Origin of the sequence: Streptomyces sp. NPDC087310, from assembly GCF_044744405.1 — a bacterium.
In the GTDB taxonomy this organism is placed as follows: domain Bacteria; phylum Actinomycetota; class Actinomycetes; order Streptomycetales; family Streptomycetaceae; genus Streptomyces.
In genome coordinates this window covers 287,500-306,731 of sequence record NZ_JBIUYF010000006.1, presented here as the reverse complement: position 1 = coordinate 306,731, position 19,232 = coordinate 287,500, and the positions used below count along the sequence as shown (strand labels likewise).

The window sequence follows — 19,232 nt, the reverse complement described above, 5'->3', positions numbered from 1 at the left end:
CGCTGCTGGGCAAACCGCGTTGGGCGCTCGGACACAGGAATCTGAGGCTCAGTCACTTGTCTTCGTCGTTGCCATCTCTAATGTACTATCCCGTGATCTGTCGGGCATTACTCCGTTAGAGTGGCTGATTCCACCGTCAAGGTGGCAGAGCGCTCACTTTTCCGCCGGCGTACGAGCCGGGAGCGGTCCCGTGCGTCTCCGTGCCGCGGCAGGCTTCCAGACACGGAGAGCGCTCCGCGACGCGGGCGCGACCGCACAGGCCCGGAGGGCGGCAGGTCGCGGCGGTGGCTGTGCCGGGGAAGACGTGGCCGCGCTTGTCGTAGCGAGTGGCCACCGCGCGAAACGGCATGAGAAAAGGCATGAGCCCTTGCGAGCACGGGCAGTACCAGCCCCTCCCCGGCCGCGGGAGGGACTGATCGGTCGGCGCCGCCTCGACGGGCCTCCGGGCTGGTGGGTGGTCGGCCGTCAGCCCGGGGCGTCGGGCGTTTCCCGGCTCGGGGTCAGCGGGCCGGGCACTCCTTCCAGGCGAGGTGGTAGACGGTGCTGACGTTGGCGTCCGTCGAGTCCATCGTCATGAAGCTGGTGGTTTTGGTGGGGTCCGATGTCCCCGCGGCGACGCGCAGTTCGGTGTTGATGTTGAAGTTGCGCCGTTCACCGCAGGGGGCGTAGACGAGTTGTGCGACATCCGTGACGTCGGACGCCTGCCAGTTGTCCTCCTTCGGGCCGGAGAACGCGTGACTCTTGGACACCGTGTCCGGCATTCCCTGGAAGTAGTAGCTCGCCTTCTGCGTGCCGGTGGCGCCCCTCTCCAGGTGTGCGAAGCCGCGGTAGTCGGCCGAGGCGATCGCGTAGGTGAAGCCGCCGGGGACGTGCACGATTAAGTTGAGCTGACAGTTCTTGCGGAAGTCGGTGGGCTGGGAACCGAGGCCCACCTGGGCGAGGTACTGGCTGTACGTCACGGTGAACGCCGTGTTGTCGGGGGAGACGGCCACGGCGGCGGTCCCCGCCGGACATCCGGATCCGTTGACGGTCGCGAGTTCGATCACGATCTTGTCGGGCGGGACGTCGATCCCCTTCCGGTGAGCGGCTTGCGCGGACACGGACGAGGCGGCCAGTGCCACGATGGCACCACCCGTCACAAGAGCTCTGTACACGGTTTCTCCCTCGTCGATCTCTGGAATTGCGCCGACGGAGGCGGAGGCGCACCCCCGCGTTACGCGTACATGTCACCACCTTGTGGAGCATCTGTGAAGGTGTCCGGAGAAGGAGCCCCAGGCGAGTTCGGAGACCGACGGCGCGGACCGCGCGGGGCCGTCCGCTCGTTGACGGATCTCCCGCCCCAACTGTCACTTCATCACGGTGCGGCGAGCTTGGCGCGCAACCCCAGGATCAGCAGTTCCAGTGTGGTCTCGAAGCTGCGGTCCATGGGCCGCTCCCGGCCCGAGTCCCAGCGGATCAGGAAGGAGTTGTTCTCCAGCAGACCGAGATTGCGGGTCAGGGCCGGGAAGAGATTCGGGTTCACCGCCCGCAACTGGGCCGCGTACTCCTTCTGCCAGCCCTCCTCCACATCCGCCGGCACGCTGGAGAGCTCAAGGGTGACCCAGCCGAGTACGAATCCGACCACCGCGTTGTACACCTCGACCAGGTCCTGCCCCGAGAACCCGGCTCGCTCCAGTACGGCCACCACGCGCTCCGCGAACGGGACGGCGGTGGTGCTCACCACCAACTGGGAGCCCAGGATCGGAGCGAGGTTGGGGTGCCGGTGCATCGCCCGGCGGCACAGCCGGGCGACCTCGGCCAGCCACTCGTCCCAGGCGACGCCATGGTCGGTGGGGAGCACGATGTCCTCCAGCACCCGTGCCGAGACGGCCGCCACGAGTTGTGCCTTGGTGCCGGTGTGCCAGTACAGCGCCGTGGGATAGACGCCCATTTCCGTGGCGAGCGCCCGCATGGTGAGCGCGTCCAGGCCGTGCCGGTCCACATAGTGCAGGGCCGCGTCGATCACCTCCGCGCGCGACAGCGGATTGCGGGCCGCCTGCCCGCCGCGGCGACGGCCGCTGCTCTCGCCCATCGGTCGGTCCCTCTCTCCACGGTTGCTGCGGACGGAGACACGTTAGCCTGCGGGCTCGGGTCAGGAGCACAGCAGGCGGGCCGGGTTCACCGTCGTGATGTGTTCGAACTCCCCCGCGTCGAGTCCGGCCGCCAGCAACCGTTCGCGGAATCCGGTGTGGACGAACCCGTACCCTCCGCCACCGTGGGCGCGGAGCTGCGAGACCAGGCACACGTCGTGGGAGAGCAGGATGTTGTCGATGTGGCCGGCCCTCACCAGGTCCAGCACCATCCCTACCCGGCGGCGCACCTCGCCGGGGTGGTCGGTGTTGATCGTGTCGATGCCGACATACGCGCCGCGGCGGGCTATCCGTTCGGCGTAGCCGGGGGCGGTCACCGTGTCGCAGTGGCCGATGGCGACGCGCGTCGGGTCGCCTCCCTCGGAGGTGAGCAGGTCCAACTGTGCCAGGCCGACCGGCCAGCGGGCCGCGTGGGTGTGAATGGCCGCGCCCGACACCCGCTGAGCGCGGGCGGCGGCGCGCATCGAGCGCTCCTCGGCCGCGGAGATGTACCACTTGTCGCAGCCCACCTCGCCGATGACCCCGGCACGGACTCCCCCGGTGCCGGGGAAGCCCTCGGTGAGGTCGCGGACGATCTCCTCGGCGATGGCGTCGACTCCGTGACGGTCGAACCAGTCCCGGTCCAGGAACGGGTCGCGGTAGTGCCCCGTACCGAGTACCACGTGCAGTCCGGTGGCTTCGGCGACCCTCCGCACGGCGAGGACATTGGCCGGGTCCCGGCTGGCACCGGGCGGAGGCGGCGGGGAAGCCCCGGCGTCCGGGGAGGCGCCGGGGGTCAGTTCGGCGGTGGTCAGGTCGACGACGGTGCCGCCGCCCAGGGCGGTGAAGACATTCAGCTCCTCCGTGACGGTGGTCTCGTCGGCGATGAGCCCATCGGCACGCCGCTCCCGCATCAGGTTGATGAACAGGTGCTCGTGGGGCAGGACCGTGCCCAGTTCCTGGCGGGCAACCGGGCCGCGGGCGGTGGACACCGTGCTGGTCATGTGGTCCTTCCGGGGAGGGTGAGGAGGCGGGCGGGGGTGGTCCGGGTGATCTTCCGGATGTCCTCGGGACCGATGCCGCGCGCCAGCATCAGCGGCAGTACCCGCCGCAGGATGTGGGCGTAGCCCTCGCCGCCGTAGCGGGATAGCTGGCTGCGGCGGCAGACGTCCTCGGCGATGGTGATCCGGTCACCGTGTCCGGCCGCGACGAGTTCGGCGATGCGGCGGACCCGCATGCCGTCGTTGGGCAGATCGACCGTGGGATCCGGCGGGTAGTAGCTGGACTCGGTCCCGAAGAGGTCGAATTCGAGTACGCAGCCGGTGGCGGCGAGGGCGAGCATCTCGTCGGGCTCGAAGAGGGTGCGGTCCACATGGCACAGGATGGTGCGCGTGGGGTCCGCCCCCGCTTCGACGGCGTGCCGCAGGTGCCGCAACGGGGCCTCGGGGTGCCGTCCGGGGTGGATCAGCAGGGCGGCACCGGTGGCCGCCTGCGCCTGGGCTGCCGCCTGGAGCACTTTCACCTCGTCGGGATGCGCGGGCCATGACATACCGATCTCACCGATGACACCGGCGCGGATGCCGGTGCCGTCGGCGCCCTGCTCGATGTCATCGGTGATCTGCCGGGTGATGGCATCGCGTGAGAGGGAGGCCACCTGGGGCGGGTGGAACGCGGCGACGTAGTAGCCGCTGCCCATCACCACGTGGACGCCGGAGCGGCGGGCGATCTCGCGCAGCCCGGCCGGGTCACGGCCCAGGCCCACCGGAGTGGCGTCGACCACGGTGCCGCCGCCGGCCTCGCGGTAGAGAGCCAGTTCGCCGGCGGCGGTGTCCACCTCGTCCAGCACCAGGTCCCGCCGGTTGTTGCGGTCCACTCGCGTGGCGAAGTAGTTGGCGGGGGTGAGTGGCTCGTCGACGCAGTCATCCGGTGCGTAGCGGCTCAGATCGGCGAGCAGGTGTTCGTGCGGCTGGATGTGGCCGAGCAGGTCGGGCGCGACAGGGCCGAGAACGGTGTGGGCGACGCCGCTCATGCGCCGAGGTCCTTCTGGTGGGTTTCCCGGGTCAGCAGGACGGCCACCGCGGTCACGGCGCAGGCGCCCGCCATGAAGCAGGACACATACACCGCGTGCGGCGCTCCGCCTCCCGCCGCCAGCAGGCTGGTCGCGGCGATCGGAGCCAGCGCGCCGCCCGCCACGGAGGCGATCTGGTAGCCCAGCGAGGCCCCGGTATAGCGCGTTCCGGTACCGAACAGTTCGGCCAGGAAGGCGCCCATCGGCCCGTACATCAGGGAGTGCAGGCCCAGCGCCAGCCCGTAGCCCAGCAGGAACAGCCCGGTGGACTGCGCGTTCACCAGCGGGAAGAGGAGGAAGGAGTTCAGACCGAGCAGCACCGCGCCGGCCAGATAGACCGGGCGGCGGCCCACCCGGTCGGACAACGCGGCGGCCAGTGGCAGACAGACCAGCGAGACCGCCGAGGCGACCATGAGGCCGTTCAGGGCGGTGGAGCGGCTGTGCCCGACCTGGGTGGCGTACGAGATCACAAAGGTGATCAGCACCGAGTTGGCGGCGAACGGGCCGAACCCGATGAGCGACGCCAGCAGCAGTTGCCTGGGCTGGGTGCGCAGCAGTTCGACGAGCGGCGGACGGGTCCGCTCACCGCGCTCACGTTTGGCCGCCAGCTCGGCCTGCGCGGCCGTGAAGGCCGGGGTCTCGGACACACCGAGGCGTATCCACAGCCCCACCGTGGCCAGGAAAATGGTCATCAGGAACGGCACTCGCCAGCCCCAGGACATGAAGGCGGACTCGGGCAGCCGGGCGGCCAGCGAGAAGACCAGGGTCGACAGCAGCAGACCGGTGGGCGCTCCCATCTGCGCCACGCTGCTCCACAGCCCGCGCCGTCCCTTGCCGGAGTGCTCGACGGTCATCAGGACCGCGCCGCCCCATTCGCCGCCGACGGCGAATCCCTGTACGAGGCGCAGCAGCACCAGGGCCGCGGGGGCCCAGATGCCGATGGTGTTGTACGTGGGCAGCAGCCCGATCAGGGTGCTGGCCACGCCCATCAGCAGGATGCTCGTCACCAGCATGCTCTTGCGGCCGAGGCGGTCGCCGAAGTGTCCGAAGAGGATGCCGCCGAGAGGGCGGGCTCCGTAGCCGACGGCCAGGGTCCCGAACGAGGCGAGGGTGCCGGCGGTCGTGCTGAGTTCGGGGAAGAAGAGTTTGTTGAACACGAGTGCGGAGGCCGTGCCGTACAGCAGGAAGTCATACCACTCCATGACACTGCCGAGGTAGGCCGAGACCAGCACCCGGCGGGAGCCGGAGGGCGCGGTTTCTTTCTCCGGGGGCACGGAGGAGGTTCGGTCCGGGGAGGGGGAGGTTGCCGTCATGGTGACTCCGGGAGGCATCGACGTAGCGGGCACAGGGCAGCCGCAGTGGGAGCTGTACGTTGGACAGATTTACTTGTCCTGCGTACAACGGTCAATGGGTCGGCACAGGCGTAACTCTGCCGAAACGTCTCGCAACCCCTGTCCGGCCGGTCGCCGAACCCGGCACGAACACCCTCTCGACTCTTGTCCGACGTACAATGCATACTGGCCGACGTACACGACCGAGTGAGGTCCGCGCGACATGCGGCGGGATGCGCCACGGATACCCGCACTGTGCCCGCTCCCTTCCAGGTCCGCGCCCGATCCAGGAGTCCAGCATGCGTCCTGCCACCCCGCCACCCCGTACGGCTATGCAGCCCGACGGCAGTCGACTGATCAAGTTCTCCTTCGGTGAGGAACTCCCCTTCGTCAGCCATGGCCGCGGAGTGTTCGTCCATGACACCGACGGGCGTCGCTACCTCGACGGATGCTCCGGGGCGGTGACCGCGAACCTCGGCCACGCCGATCCCGAACTGCTGCGCGCCATGAGCGAGCAGGCCGAGCAGATCACCTTCGCGCACCGCGGGTCCTTCCACAGCGAGCAGTCGGAGCGCCTGGCCGACCGGCTCGGCGAGATGACGGGCTACCCGTACGTCTTCCTGTGCAACAGCGGGTCCGAGGCGGTGGAGACCGCGCTACGGCTGACCCTGCAGTACTGGCGGGAGCGGGGCGAGCCGGAGCGGTCGCGGTTCCTCTCCCATGCGGTGAGCTACCACGGCGCCACCCTCGGCGGGCTGTCGCTGTCCGGCCATCCGCAGCGCCGCTGGGTCGCCGAAGCCCTGCTGCATGGATTCAACGAACTCACTCCGCCCTACTCCTACCGATTCGCCGAGGGCCGCGACGACGCGTCGTTCACCGCGCTCCTGACCGAGCGGGCCGCCCAGGTGCTGGACTCCCACGGCTCCACCGCGGCCGGCGTGGTGGTCGAGCCCGTCGGCGGCGCGGCCGGCGGCGCCATCACACCGCCCGACGGCTACCTGCCCGCGCTGGCCGGCCTGTGCCGCGAGCGCGGACTGCCACTGATCGCCGACGAGATCATGACCGGCATGGGCCGCACCGGCACCATGCTGGCCGCGCAGCACTGGGATGTACGCCCCGACATGGTGGTCCTCGGCAAGGGAATGGGTGCCGGATACGCGCCCGTGTCGGCGGTGCTGGTCGGCGAGCACTTCATCGACACCATCGCCGCCGGGACCGCCGCGGTCACCAACGGGCACACCCATGGCGGCAACCCGCTCGGCAGCGCCGTGGCCCTGGCCGTCCTGGAGGCCATCGAGTCCCGGGATCTGGTGGCGAACGCCGCTGCGCGCGGCAAGCAGTTGCGCGCGGGGCTGGAAGCGCTGGCCGAGCGGCACGAGATCATCGGAGAGGTACGCGGCCTCGGTCTCCTCCAGGGACTGGAGCTGGTGAGCGACCGCGCGACCCGGAGCCCCGGCGACCCGGTCGGATCCCTCACCCGCGCCGTCGTGCTCGCCGCCCGCGACCACGGACTGCTCGTCTACCCGGCGACCGGCGGGATCAACGACGCGGTCCTCGTCGCCCCGCCGCTGACCGTCACCGCCGAGGAGACCGATCTGCTGCTCGAACTCCTCGACGCCACCCTGACCACACTGAGCAAGAAGACGAGCCCCACCGCATGACGACACTGCCTGCCGACCCTCCGCGCCCCACCCGGGACTCCGCCGTGCCGGAGACCCTGCTCGCCGAGTACCGGGCCCGCACCCCCGGATCGGCGGCGGCCTACCAGCGGGCCACCGCGGTGCTGCCCGGAGGCGAGACCCGGTTCGTCACCTACTTCCCGCCGTACCCCGTCATCCTCGCCGAGGGCCACGGCTCGCGGCTGCTCGACGTCGACGGCATCGAGTACCTGGACCTGGTCAACAACTACACCTCGCTCATCCACGGCAACGCGTATCCACCGGCCATGGCGGCGGCCGCCGCGGTACTGGCCTCGGGGGCGGTCTTCCCCAGCCCGCACGAGCTGCAACGGGAACTCGCGGAACTGCTCGTCACCCGCATCCCGTCGGTGCGGCGGGTGCGCTTCACCAACTCCGGGACCGAGGCGTCGGTGCTCGCCGCGCGGCTGGCCCAGCGCGCCACCGGGCGCGGGCGGCTGTTGCTGTTCAACGGTGCCTATCACGGGAGCGCGCCTCCTCTGCTGGCCGACGGCCCCGAGGTCGTCACCGTCCCCTACAACGACATCGACGCCGTACGGGACGCGCTCACCGAGGACATCGCCGCGGTGTTCACCGAACCCTTCCTCGGCGCCGGCGGTGTGATCCCCGGCCGTCCGGAATTCCTGCGGGCCACCGCCGAGCTCGCCCGTGAGCGCGGGGCCCTGTTCGTCCTGGACGAGGTGCAGTCACTGCGCAATGCCGTCGGCGGCGTGCAGACCGGGCTCGGTCTGCACCCGGATCTGACGGTCATGGGCAAGGTCATCGGCGGGGGCATGCCGATCGGCGCGATCGGCGGAAGCGAGGAACTGCTGCGGCTGACCGCGGCGACCACGGAGCGCAACCTCGCGCACTCCGGTACCTTCAACGGCCACCTCACCGCCGCGGCCGCCGGCAGTGTCACCCTCAGGCATCTCGACGCCCCCGCGATCGACCGTCTGGACCTGGCCGCACGCCGCCTCGCCGACGTCATCACCGCCGCCTCCGCCGCGGCCGGAATCCCGGCCACGGTGACCCGCGCCGGATCCATCCTGAACGTGCACTTCACGCCGACCGCGCCGGTCGACGCCGAGCAGGCCCGCGCGGCCGCCACCACCCCCCTGCTCAGCGCCCTGCACCTGGTGCTGCTCCTCGACGGCGTCTACACCACCCCGCGAGGAATGATCAACCTGTCCACCGCCCTGGACGCCGACGACCTCGACCGTGCCGCACGGGCCTACACCCACGCCTTCCAGCGGCTCGCGGACATGGAGATCCCCACTCCGTCCCGGTGATCCCCCTGCCTTTCCCGAACGCCTTTCCCCGACATGATCCCGCGGCCGGCCGGGCCCCGCACCCGATGCACCCGATGCCCTGATGCACCTGATGCACCCGACCAGCCGGAAAACCCAGAGGAGGTCATCCCATGAGCGAGCCGGAGCTGCTCCGCGAACCGGCTCCCGACGTGCTCCGCGCCACCGCCATCGGTGACTATCTCACCTGGCTGGAGCACACCCGGGATCTCACCTTCACCGGCTACCGCGACCTGCACCACTGGTCGGTCACGGACCTCGAAGGCTTCTGGTCGTCGATCTGGGACCACTTCGACGTCCGTACACACACCCCCTACGACCGGGTACTGGGCCGACGGGACATGCCCGGCACCGAATGGTTCAGCGGTGCGACCCTCAACTACGCCGAACACGCCCTGCGGGCGGCCGGAGCCGCACCCGACGACGTGGCCGTGCTGGCGCGTTCGCAGACCCGCGGGCCCATGGAGCTGACCTGGCAACAACTGGCCGACCAGGTCGCCCACGCCCGCGCCGGTCTGCGCCGTCTCGGTGTCGGCAGGGGTGACCGGGTCGTCGCCTACCTGCCGAACATCCCCGAAACCCTGGTGGCGTTCCTGGCGACCGCGAGCCTGGGCGCCATCTGGGCGAGCTGCGCACCGGAGTTCGGTGCCCGCGGCGTCATCGACCGGTTCTCGCAGATCGAACCCACCGTCCTTCTCGCCACCACCGGATACCGCTACGGCGCGAAGGACATCGACCGGAGCGACGAACTCGCCGTCATCCGCTCCGGCCTGCCCACCGTGCGTCACACCGTCCACGTACCGTACGGGCCGGGGGAACCCACCGACACGGTCGCCTGGGCGGAGATGCTCGCGGCACCCGCCGATCCCGGCTTCGACCCCGTTCCCTTCGCGCACCCGCTGTGCGTGCTGTTCTCGTCCGGCACCACGGGCAAACCCAAGGCGATCGTCCACGGCCACGGCGGGATCCTGCTGGAACACCTGAAGAACCACTCCCTGAGCTGGGACCTGCGCCCCGGCGACCGCATCCTGTGGTTCACCACCACCGCGTGGATGATGTGGAACTCCCTGGTCTCCGGGCTGCTGGTGGGCGCCTCCATCGTGATGATCGACGGAAACCCCCTCCACCCCGGCCCGGACTGGCAGTGGCAGCTCGCCGAGGAGACCGGCGCCACCCTCATGGGCGCCAGCCCCGGGTTCCTGATGACCTGCCGGAAAGAAGGCATGACCCCGGCCAAGGATCACGACCTGTCCCGGCTGCGTCAGATCGGCGCGGCGGGAAGCCCCCTGCCACCCGAGGGGTACCGCTGGGTGGCCGAGCAGTTCGGCTCAGGTGTACTGCTCAACGTGGGCAGTGGCGGCACCGATGTGTGCACGGGAATCCTTCAGGGCGGCCCGTTGCAGCCGGTCTGGGCGGGAGAGATCTCCGGCACCTGCCTGGGCGTCGCCGCCACCGCGTACGACGAGCGGGCCCAGGAGGTGACCGACGCACTCGGCGAGCTGGTCATCACCCAGCCCATGCCCTCGATGCCCGTCGGCTTCTGGGGCGACAGCGACGGATCCCGCTACCGGGACGCCTACTTCGACACCTATCCGGGCGTGTGGCGCCACGGCGACTGGGTGCGCTTCGACGCGGCGACGGGCCGCTGCACGGTGGCCGGACGCTCCGACGCCACCCTCAACCGCGGCGGAGTACGCCTGGGCACCGCCGAGTTCTACCGCGTGGTCGAGGAACTGCCCGAAGTCGACGACAGCCTGGTGGTCCACCTGGAGGACCCCGCCGGCGGCCCCGGCGAACTGCTCCTGTTCGTCACCCTGCACCACGGCGCCGGGCTGGACGACGCCCTGCGCGCTCGCATCACAACAGCGCTACGAGGCGCACTCTCCCCGCGCCACGCACCCGACAGCATCACCTCCGTGCCGGTGATCCCGCGGAACCGCACCGGCAAGAAACTGGAACTGCCCGCGAAGAAGCTCCTGTTGGGAGCCGCCCTGTCCGACGTCGTCAGCCGCGACACCCTGGCCGAGCCGACCTCGCTGGACCCGTTCACCGCTCTTGCCGCCCAGCGCCCCGCGCACTGACCCGACAGCACCGCGGCGGCCCTCCGTACCAGGAGAACACACCATGGAACTCACCGCACTCGACGCCATCGATGTCCACGTCCACGTCGAACAGGACGTCCACGGCTGCTACTCACTCGACGACGAGCTCATGGACGCCTCGGCGTCCTACTTCAAATCCTCCGAGAACCGCACGCCCACCCTCGCCCATATCGCCGAGCACTACCGCGCCCGGCGCATGGCCGCAGTCGTGTTCACGGTCGACGCCACCACCGCGACCGGCCATCCGGCCCTCTCCAGCGAGGAGATCGCCGACCAGGCCGCTGAACACGCCGACGTACTGATCCCCTTCGGGTCGGTCGATCCGCACGCCGGACAGGCCGCGATCACCCGGGCCCGCCGGCTCGTCACCGAACACGGCGTACGCGGCTTCAAGTTCCACCCCAGCCTCCAGGCGTTCCAGCCCAACGACGTCCGCCACTACCCGCTCTACGAGACCCTCGCCGAACTCGGCGTCCCCGCCCTGTTCCACACCGGCCAGACCGGCATCGGCGCCGGTCTCCCCGGTGGCCGGGGCATCAAGCTGCGCTACTCCGACCCGACCCTGCTCGACGACATCGCCGCTGACTTCCCCGACCTGACCATCGTCATGGCGCACCCCTCGGTGCCCTGGCAGGACGCCGCGATCTCCATCGCCGGCCACAAGGCCAACGTCTACATCGACCTGTCGGGCTGGTCGCCCAAGTACTTCCCGCCCCAGCTCGTACGTGCCGCCAACAGCTTCCTCAAGCACAAGGTGCTGTTCGGCTCGGACTTCCCCGTCATCACCCCCGACCGATGGATGGCCGACTTCACCGAGCTGGAGATCGAGGACGACGTACGGCCCTTGATCCTCAAGGACAACGCGGTACGCATGCTGGGTCTGAGCTAGGTCCCCTCCCGACGGGCTGTGCCTGGTCATCACGGTGTTGACGCCGTCGAACAGCTCGGGGAGTCCTCCGGTGAAGCGGGCGGCGCCGGACATTCGGGGCTTCGCGGGGGTGTCAGTGGCCTGTGTGATGATGCGGGGATGCCGACCGGTCCAGGTGTGACCGGTCATGTGTGAGGGGGCGGGGCCGCAGCATGGCCAAGGACGAGGGGTCCATACCGGACGAGGAGTGGGAGCGCTTCCTGCGCGACGCGGGGGCCGGGGCCCCGGACGCGCCGAAGGAGCCGTCGGCGCGGGCCCGGATGGTGGCGCGGCGGCTGCGGGAGGAGCCCGGTCCGCCGGAGGGATGGCGGACCTACCGGCCGGCCCGGCGTCGGCGCAACACCCTCTGGTACGCGGTCGGTCTGGTCGCCGTGGTCGGTCTGCTGGTCGTGGCGCTGACTCCGGGCCTGGTGACGGGGTGGTTCGGGGGCGAAGGCGGCGGGAGCGCGCCGCTCGCCGCGGAGTCGGAGCGCCCCGACCAGCCGCCGGCGACCGAGGCAGCCGTCCAACGGCCCACGCTGGAGGAGCCGTTCAGGGGTTCGCCCGCGGCCCGGTGGGGGAACGGGGTGGCGGCGCTCGCGCTCCCCGAGGCACGGGCGACCGGCTGGATGAGCGAGGCGGAGGTCGCGCGGGCCCTCGGCCGGAGCCGGGACTTCCTCGCCGCGTCCAGCCTGGACACCGGGGTGCTGCGCGGGGAGCGTCCGGGGAAGGCGATCGCGTTGCTCAATCCGCATCAGCGGGACGTCCAGGAGTACGTGACGGCCGCCTTCCGGGAGCCCGGCGAGGAGAACGACCCCCTGCTGCTGTTCAGCCGGTTCGCGAAGACGGAGGTGCGGCTGGTCGGGAACGTGGTCAAGACGGAGGGGCGGATCACCTACCGGGAGGGTGAGCGTGGCGCGGTCGAGGTGACCGCCGATGTCACGTACGTCTACCCGGTCGTCCGCGCCGCCGCCGGGAGCGACGAGGTCGTACGGACCATCGTGCGCCGCGAGACCGTGATGAGCTGGGACGACCCGGCGAAGGTGATCACCGAGCCGGGGACCTTCTCGCTCGTCTCCTACACGATGGACACCACCAACGGCGGCTGCTCCACCCACACCGGCTACTTCACCCCCGCGTTCGGCGCCGAACGCGGCGCCCCGGCGGACGGCCCCGAGGTCGACCCGTACGACCGGAGTACGTCGATGGACGCGCGTCTGCGGGAGGCCGGCGACGCCGAGTGCGGGACCGCCACCCGGTCGTGAGCGGCAGCGGCCGGCGGCCCGCCCGTCCCTGACGACCACTCAGGACAGGCCCGGACGCCGGCCGTACGCGTACCCGTGGCCGTGGCCGCGAGGAGTCCCGTATCCCTCAGGCGGTACGGGACTCCTCGCGGCCCCGGTCCGGGGTCGCGCCCAACTCCTCGATGACGCTGGCGAGGTGCGCCTTCGCCGCGGCCTCCGCCGCCTCGGCGTCGCCGGCCACGATCGCGTCGATGATCGCCAGGTGCTGGGGCAGCGACCGCGTCGGGCGGCCCGGCCGCAGGGCGAGCCGGAACTGGTAGCGGATCATCTGCCCGTTCAGCCGTTCCAGCAGCGCCTTCGCCACCTCCTGCCCGCTCACCTCGGCGACCAGGTCGTGGAGGCGCCGGTTGAGCCCCGAGTAGGTGTCGAGTTCACCGCCGGCCACGGCCGCCCGCATCCCCGCGCCGATCTCCAGCAACTGCTCGTGGTGGTGTTCCGTCGCCCGCTCGGCGGCGCGCCGGGCGCACAGGCCCTCCAGCGAGGCCCGGCACTCCGTGATCTGGACGGCCTCCTCCACCGGGATCACCCGGACGCGGGCGCCCCGGCGCGGGATCAGCTCGACGAGCCCTTCGGCAGCGAGGTCCTGCAGCGCTTCGCGGACCGAGCTGCGTGTGGCGTCGAACGTCTCGGACAGCTCCTGCTCGATCAGCCGCTGCCCGGGGACCATGTCCCCCGCGGCCAGCGCCGCCCGGATCCCCGCGCCGACCACACTCCGGCCCGCCTGCCCGGTGACCTGCTTCTGCGCCACCCCTACCGCCTTCCTCGGTCCACCGTCCGTCTCCGTCGGAACGCAGTCTATGGGGCGTCACACGGCACGTGAACAACGCCTGAAACTTTTTCGTCGAGCATATTGTCAACAATCTGGTCGACGGTTAAGTTGGCGAGCGCAATCGCACGGAGGGAATGCAATGACGCAACCCACGGCGGCCGAAGCCGCCCCCGGCCCCGGCCCGCGGACCCGCGGCGGCCAGGTGGCCGTCCCCTGCTGGTTCCTGCGCGGCGGCACCTCACGCGGACCGTTCTTCCGCGCCGCCGACCTGCCGGCGGACCGTGCCGCACGGGACGCCGTACTCCTCGCGGCCATGGGATCGCCCGACCCGCGCCAGATCGACGGGCTCGGCGGGGCGAACCCCCTGACGAGCAAGGCCGGCGTCGTCGGCCCCGGCAGTCGGCCGGACGTCGATCTCGACTTCTGGTTCGCGCAGCTACAACCCGGCAGTGATCTCGTCGACACCACGGCGAACTGCGGAAACATGCTCGCGGCCGTGGTCCCCTTCGCCGTCGAGTCGGGACTGCTGGTCCCGGACGGCGACACCACGACGGCCCGCGTCCTCACCCGTAACACCGGACTGGTCGCCGAGATCTCCATCCGTACGCCGCCGGCGGAGGCGTCCGGGGGCGACGTACCGTCCGGCCGGTATGTCGAGTACGCCGGGGACACCGCCATCGACGGTGTGCCGGGCACCGCCGCGGCCGTCACCATCGGCTTTCTCGACACGGCGGGCTCCGTGTGCTCCGGCCTGCTGCCCACCGGGAACGTCCGCGACCGGGTGGAGGCCCCGGGCGTCGGCCCCCTCGACGTCACCTGTATCGACAACGGGCAGCCCCTCGTGATCGTCGACGCGGCGGACCTGGGACGCACCGGCCACGAGTCCGCCGAGGCGCTCAACGCCGACACGGAGCTCAAGGAGCGCCTGGAGGCGCTGCGGCTGGTCTGCGGCGAGCTGATGGGGCTCGGGGACGTGACCGCGAAGAACTACCCCAAGATGACCCTGGTCTCCCCCGCCGCGCGCGGCGGCACGATCAACACCCGCAGCTTCATCCCGCACGTCTGCCACGGGTCGATCGGGGTGCTCGCCGCCGTCACCGCGGCCACCGCCTGCGTGCTCGACGGATCGGTCGCCGCCGAACTGGCCGACGTCCCGTCCGGTACCGACGTCAGCGTCTCGGTGGAACACCCGGCCGGCGAGTTCACCGTACGGCTCGGCCTGAGCGCGGACCCCCCGCGACGCGTGACGACCTCGGCCCTGGTGCGCACCGCGCGGCTGATCATGGCCGGCGAGGTCCTGGTCCCCCGCCGCGCCTACCGCCACCAGCGGCTCTGATCCACCCGAAGGCCCACCCGAACGACCCGAACGAGCCCCAGGAGGAGCAGCGATGATCATCGACTGCCACGGCCACTACACCACCGCGCCCCCGGCGCTGGAGGAGTGGCGCAACCGCCAGATCGCCGGACTCACCGATCCCGCGCTCGATCCCGACCCCGCCGATCTGCGGATCAGCGACGACGCACTGCGCCGGAGCGTCGAGGACCATCAGTTGCGGCTGATGGACGAGCGTGGCATCGACCTGACGGTCTTCTCCCCGCGGGCGTCCTTCATGGCCCACCACATCGGTGACTTCCGCACCTCCGCCCGGTGGGCGGCCCTCTGCAACGAGCTGGTCGCCCGGATCTGCGCGCTGTACCCGGACCGCTTCGCCCCCGCCGCGATGCTCCCCCAGTCCCCCGGCGCCGACCCGGCCACCTGCGTCCCCGAACTGGTCCGCTGCGTCGAGGAGTACGGGGCCGTCGCGCTGAACCTCAACCCCGACCCGTCCGGCGGCCTCTGGACGGCGCCGCCGCTGACCGACCGCTCGTGGTACCCGGTCTACGAGAAGATGGTCGAGTACGACATCCCGGCGATGGTCCATGTGAGTACGAGCGTCAACCCGGCGTTCCACACCACCGGCGCCCACTATCTCAACGCCGACACCACGGCGTTCATGCAGCTCGTCCAGGGCGATCTCTTCGCCGACTTCCCCGGCCTGCGGCTCGTCGTCCCGCACGGCGGAGGGGCCGTCCCGTACCACTGGGGGCGGTTGCGCGGTCTTGCGGCGGCGCTCGGCAAACCGCCGCTCGACACGCATGTGCTGGGCAACGTCTTCTTCGACACCTGTGTCTACCACCAGCCCGGCATCGATCTGCTCCTCGACGTCATCCCCGCCCGTAACATCCTCTTCGCCTCGGAGATGATCGGCGCCGTCCGTGGCATCGACCCGGACACCGGCCACCACTTCGACGACACCCGCCGCTATGTGGAGGCCGCCGGGCTGTCCCCGGAGACACTGGCCGACCTCTGCGAACACAACGCGCGCACCGTCTACCCACGTCTCGACGCCCTGCTGAAGCGGCAGGGTCGCTGACCCGAGCGGAAGGAACAGCACGATCGTGAACACACTCGGAGTCGTCCACCGGAACATCACCAGGGCCGCCCGCCCGGACGTCGACGCCCTCGCGCCGTTCGGTGTCAGCACCCTCCACGAGGCGATGGGCCGCACCGGGCTGATGCGCCCGTACATCAGGCCCGTCTATCCCGGCGCCGCCTTCTGCGGGACGGCCGTCACCGTCCTGCTCCAGCCGGGCGACAACTGGATGCTGCATGTGGCGGCCGAACAGCTCCGGCCCGGCGACGTCCTGGTCGCGGCCTGCACCACCGAGTCCGAGGACGGGTTCTTCGGCGAGCTGCTGGCCACGTCGGTCCGCGCCCGGGGCTGCGCCGGTCTGGTCATCGACGGCGGCTGCCGCGATGTGGCCGCGCTGCAGGAGATGGACTTCCCGGTCTTCAGCCGGGCCATCAACGCGAAGGGCACCGTCAAGGCCACCCCGGGCTCGGTCAACGTGCCGGTCGTCTGCGCCAACGCGCTGGTCCGGCCCGGTGACGTGGTGGTCGCGGACGTCGACGGTGTCGTCGTCGTACCGGCCGAGCGGGCCGGGGAGGTCGCCGAGGCGTCCCGGGTCCGCGAGGCCAACGAGGAGGAGAAGCGGCAGCGGTTCGCGGCCGGGGAACTCGGCCTCGACATGTACGCGATGCGCGAGCCGCTCCGGGCGGCCGGTCTCCGTTACGTGGACTGAGCCACCGGCCCGCGTCCCCGTCCGCCCACATCCCCGTCCGCCCGAATCCGCACCCGTCCCACCGCGTCCGTACCCGCCCCCGTCCGTCCCCCATCCCGCCCGCATCCGCATCCGCATCCGCACCCGCACCCGCACCCGTACGACCGGAGCCCCGATGAGCACCCGCGCCCCCAAGACCCCCGGCTGGCTGGACTGGTACCCCGATCCGTCCCGGCCCGCCTTCACCCTCCCGCCGGGGACCGTCGACACCCACTGCCATGTGTTCGGCCCCCAGGACCGGTTCCCGTTCGCCCCCGAACGGAAGTACACCCCCTGCGACGGCGGGAAGGAGGAACTCTTCGCACTGCGCGACCGGCTCGGTGTCAGCCGTAACGTCGTCGTGCAGGCCACCTGCCACGGCGCGGACAACAGCGCCATGGTCGACGCCGTCCTGGCGTCCGGCGGCAGGGCCCGGGGCATCGCCACCGTACGTCCGGACATCGGCGACGCCGAGTTGCGCCGCCTCCACGAGGCGGGCGTACGGGGCGTACGCTTCAACTTCCTGAAGCGGCTGGTCAACGCCGCGCCCCAGGACGAACTGGCCGCCGTGGCACGGCGGATCGCGCCCCTGGGCTGGCATGTCGTCCTCTACTTCGAGAGCGCCGACCTGCCGGAACTGGAGGGCTTCTTCGGCTCACTGCCCACACCCCTGGTCGTGGACCATCTGGGGCGGCCGGAGGTGACCGAGCCGGCCGACGGCCCGGAGTTCAGCCGCTTCCTGCGCTTCGTCGAACGTAACGACGTCTGGGTGAAGGTGAGTTGCCCCGAGCGGCTCAGTGTCACCGGTCCCCCGGCGCTCGACGGCGAGCGGCACCCGTACACCGATGTGGTGCCCTTCGCCCGCCGGGTCGTCGAGGAGTTCCCCGACGACGTGCTGTGGGGCACCGACTGGCCGCACCCCAATCTCACCGGCCACATGCCCGACGACGGGCTCCTCGTGGACTACGTGCCGCAGGTCGCGGTCACCGCCGAGCAGCAGCGGAAACTGCTGGTCGACAACCCGATGCGGCTCTACTGGCCCGGCGAGTCGGCCGGCTGACGGCCGTACCCGCCGCACACCCCCCACCTTGTCACTGCTGCCGGCTGGACCCGTTCGACCCCACTTCTTCTTCCTCTCCTCACTCCGACAGAGGCCCCCATGTCCCACTCCAACGCGCTGAACCGGCTGAACCGCCTGCCGGTGTTCCGGTTCCACAAGACCACCCTGCTCGTGGTGTCCTTCGCCTACTTCTTCGAGTTCGCGGACATCAACAGCTTCGCGACCACCGCGCCCAAGCTGATCCATCTGTGGGGCGTCTCCGTGAACCAGGTGGCCTACGTCACCTCGCTGTCGTTCGTCGGCATGTTCTTCGGTTCCATCATCGCCAGCGGCCTCGCCGACCGGTGGGGACGCAAGAAGGCGCTCACGATGACGACGGTGTTCTTCGGGGTCTTCTCGTTCGTCTCGGTCTTCGCCTGGGACATCGTGTCCCTCGGTGTGTTCCGTGTGCTGACCTCGGCCGGGCTGTCCGCGATGACCGTGGTGGCGGTCATCTACGTCAACGAGATCTATCCGGCGGCCTTCCGCGGCAAGTACCAGGCGTACGCGATCGTCATCGGTATCTGCGGCACGCCCGTCACCAATCTGATCGCCAGTGCCGTGGTGCCGCTCAGCGACTGGTCCTGGCGGCTGGTCTACCTGTGGGGTTCGGTCGGCCTGCTCTTCGTCTTCTTCGCCCGCAGCCTCAAGGAGTCCCCGCGCTGGCTGGAGAGCAGGGGCCGGCACGCCGAGGCCGACGCGATCCTGACCGAGCTGGAGGCCCAGGCCACGGCGGAGAAGGGCCCCCTGCCCGAGCCCGCGCCGCCGGTCGACGAGGAGCCGGCCGCCAAGGCGACCCTGCGTCTGCTGCTCGAAAAGAAATACCTCGCGCCGACACTGCTGCTCACCGTGGTGTGGGTCACCCAGACCATCGGCTTCTTCGGCTACTCCAGTTGGGCGCCCACCCTGCTGGCGAAGGAGGGCTTCAGCGTCGAGAAGTCGGTGTTCTACGTGGCCCTGACGACGGTCGGCGCGCCGCTCGGTTCCTTCCTGGCCTCCCTGGTCACCGACCGGTTCGAGCGCAAGTGGTGTCTGGTCGCCTTCGGCACGATCATCGCGTTCTGCGGTCTTCTCTACGGGCTCACCTTCGACCCGATCCTGATCGTCGTCTTCGGCTTCCTCGTGAACCTCTTCGAACGCGGCTACACCGCGCTGGGGTACGCGTACTCACCCGAGGTCTTCGACACCCGCAGCCGGTCCCTGGGCACCGGCGTCTCGTACGGGCTGGGGCGGCTGTCGAACGCGGCCGGGCCACTGATCATCGCGGCCCTCTACAACAGCTCCGGCTATCAGAGCGTCTTCTACTTCATCGCCGGCACCTGGCTCTTCGGCGCCGTGGCCCTGGCGGTCTTCGGCCCCAGGACCCGGGCCGCCCGGCTCGCCCAGACGGAGAAGACCCCGACGACGGCCTGACACA

General features: G+C 70.6%; 16 protein-coding genes. 10 read left to right on the top strand and 6 right to left on the bottom strand.

The window, feature by feature from the left end:
• Nucleotides 1-500: 500 nt before the first annotated feature.
• The 5 genes from ACIO3P_RS24225 to ACIO3P_RS24205 form a co-directional block, all read right to left on the bottom strand.
• On the bottom strand, nucleotides 501-1,154 hold the full coding sequence (locus ACIO3P_RS24225) for a DUF4360 domain-containing protein (RefSeq protein WP_329825482.1): 654 nt from the start codon (nucleotides 1,152-1,154) through the stop codon (nucleotides 501-503).
• A 200-nt stretch (nucleotides 1,155-1,354) separates the two neighbouring features.
• On the bottom strand, nucleotides 1,355-2,071 hold the full coding sequence (locus ACIO3P_RS24220) for a TetR/AcrR family transcriptional regulator (protein ID WP_329825481.1): 717 nt from the start codon (nucleotides 2,069-2,071) through the stop codon (nucleotides 1,355-1,357).
• Between the two features lie 60 nt (nucleotides 2,072-2,131).
• Nucleotides 2,132-3,112: a phosphotriesterase gene (locus ACIO3P_RS24215; RefSeq protein ID WP_401852157.1), complete on the bottom strand. Its 981-nt coding sequence runs from the start codon at nucleotides 3,110-3,112 to the stop codon at nucleotides 2,132-2,134.
• A complete protein-coding gene (locus ACIO3P_RS24210) occupies nucleotides 3,109-4,137 on the bottom strand; it encodes a hypothetical protein (RefSeq protein ID WP_329825479.1) in 1,029 nt (342 codons plus the stop codon). The genes ACIO3P_RS24215 and ACIO3P_RS24210 overlap by 4 nt, the downstream gene beginning before the upstream one ends.
• Complete coding sequence (locus ACIO3P_RS24205) at nucleotides 4,134-5,489, bottom strand: MFS transporter (RefSeq protein WP_329825478.1); 1,356 nt, start codon at nucleotides 5,487-5,489, stop codon at nucleotides 4,134-4,136. The genes ACIO3P_RS24210 and ACIO3P_RS24205 overlap by 4 nt, the downstream gene beginning before the upstream one ends.
• A gap of 317 nt (nucleotides 5,490-5,806) precedes the next feature.
• Here ACIO3P_RS24205 and ACIO3P_RS24200 point away from each other — a divergent pair, with 317 nt between their 5' ends.
• The 5 genes from ACIO3P_RS24200 (at nucleotide 5,807) to ACIO3P_RS24180 (ending at nucleotide 12,767) form a co-directional block, all read left to right on the top strand.
• A complete protein-coding gene (locus ACIO3P_RS24200) occupies nucleotides 5,807-7,168 on the top strand; it encodes an aminotransferase class III-fold pyridoxal phosphate-dependent enzyme (RefSeq protein WP_329825477.1) in 1,362 nt (453 codons plus the stop codon).
• Complete coding sequence (locus tag ACIO3P_RS24195) at nucleotides 7,165-8,475, top strand: aspartate aminotransferase family protein (protein ID WP_401852154.1); 1,311 nt, start codon at nucleotides 7,165-7,167, stop codon at nucleotides 8,473-8,475. The genes ACIO3P_RS24200 and ACIO3P_RS24195 overlap by 4 nt, the downstream gene beginning before the upstream one ends.
• 131 nt (nucleotides 8,476-8,606) lie before the next feature.
• Nucleotides 8,607-10,574, top strand: coding sequence for an acetoacetate--CoA ligase (locus tag ACIO3P_RS24190; RefSeq protein ID WP_401852153.1), 1,968 nt, complete (start codon nucleotides 8,607-8,609; stop codon nucleotides 10,572-10,574).
• A 43-nt stretch (nucleotides 10,575-10,617) separates the two neighbouring features.
• On the top strand, nucleotides 10,618-11,484 hold the full coding sequence (couO, locus tag ACIO3P_RS24185) for a 4-hydroxyphenyl-beta-ketoacyl-CoA hydrolase (protein WP_401852151.1): 867 nt from the start codon (nucleotides 10,618-10,620) through the stop codon (nucleotides 11,482-11,484).
• Between the two features lie 191 nt (nucleotides 11,485-11,675).
• Complete coding sequence (locus tag ACIO3P_RS24180) at nucleotides 11,676-12,767, top strand: hypothetical protein (protein ID WP_401852148.1); 1,092 nt, start codon at nucleotides 11,676-11,678, stop codon at nucleotides 12,765-12,767.
• A gap of 106 nt (nucleotides 12,768-12,873) precedes the next feature.
• Here ACIO3P_RS24180 and ACIO3P_RS24175 read toward each other — a convergent pair whose 3' ends face one another.
• Entirely contained in the window at nucleotides 12,874-13,554 is a 681-nt protein-coding gene (locus ACIO3P_RS24175; protein WP_401852145.1) for a GntR family transcriptional regulator, read from the bottom strand.
• A 160-nt stretch (nucleotides 13,555-13,714) separates the two neighbouring features.
• Between ACIO3P_RS24175 and ACIO3P_RS24170 the strand changes: the two genes are divergently transcribed.
• The 5 genes from ACIO3P_RS24170 to ACIO3P_RS24150 all read left to right on the top strand — a co-directional run bounded on the left by ACIO3P_RS24170 (nucleotide 13,715) and on the right by ACIO3P_RS24150 (nucleotide 19,228).
• Entirely contained in the window at nucleotides 13,715-14,911 is a 1,197-nt protein-coding gene (locus tag ACIO3P_RS24170) for a 4-oxalomesaconate tautomerase (RefSeq protein WP_401852143.1), read from the top strand.
• Between the two features lie 52 nt (nucleotides 14,912-14,963).
• A complete protein-coding gene (locus ACIO3P_RS24165) occupies nucleotides 14,964-15,989 on the top strand; it encodes an amidohydrolase family protein (protein ID WP_401790048.1) in 1,026 nt (341 codons plus the stop codon).
• Between the two features lie 25 nt (nucleotides 15,990-16,014).
• Nucleotides 16,015-16,698, top strand: coding sequence for a 4-carboxy-4-hydroxy-2-oxoadipate aldolase/oxaloacetate decarboxylase (gene ligK / locus ACIO3P_RS24160; protein WP_401852141.1), 684 nt, complete (start codon nucleotides 16,015-16,017; stop codon nucleotides 16,696-16,698).
• Nucleotides 16,699-16,852: 154 nt separating this feature from the next.
• Nucleotides 16,853-17,776: an amidohydrolase family protein gene (locus ACIO3P_RS24155; protein WP_401852140.1), complete on the top strand. Its 924-nt coding sequence runs from the start codon at nucleotides 16,853-16,855 to the stop codon at nucleotides 17,774-17,776.
• 99 nt (nucleotides 17,777-17,875) lie between these two features.
• Nucleotides 17,876-19,228, top strand: a complete 1,353-nt coding sequence (locus ACIO3P_RS24150; protein WP_329825458.1) for an MFS transporter — start codon at nucleotides 17,876-17,878, stop codon at nucleotides 19,226-19,228.
• Nucleotides 19,229-19,232 lie beyond the last annotated feature (4 nt).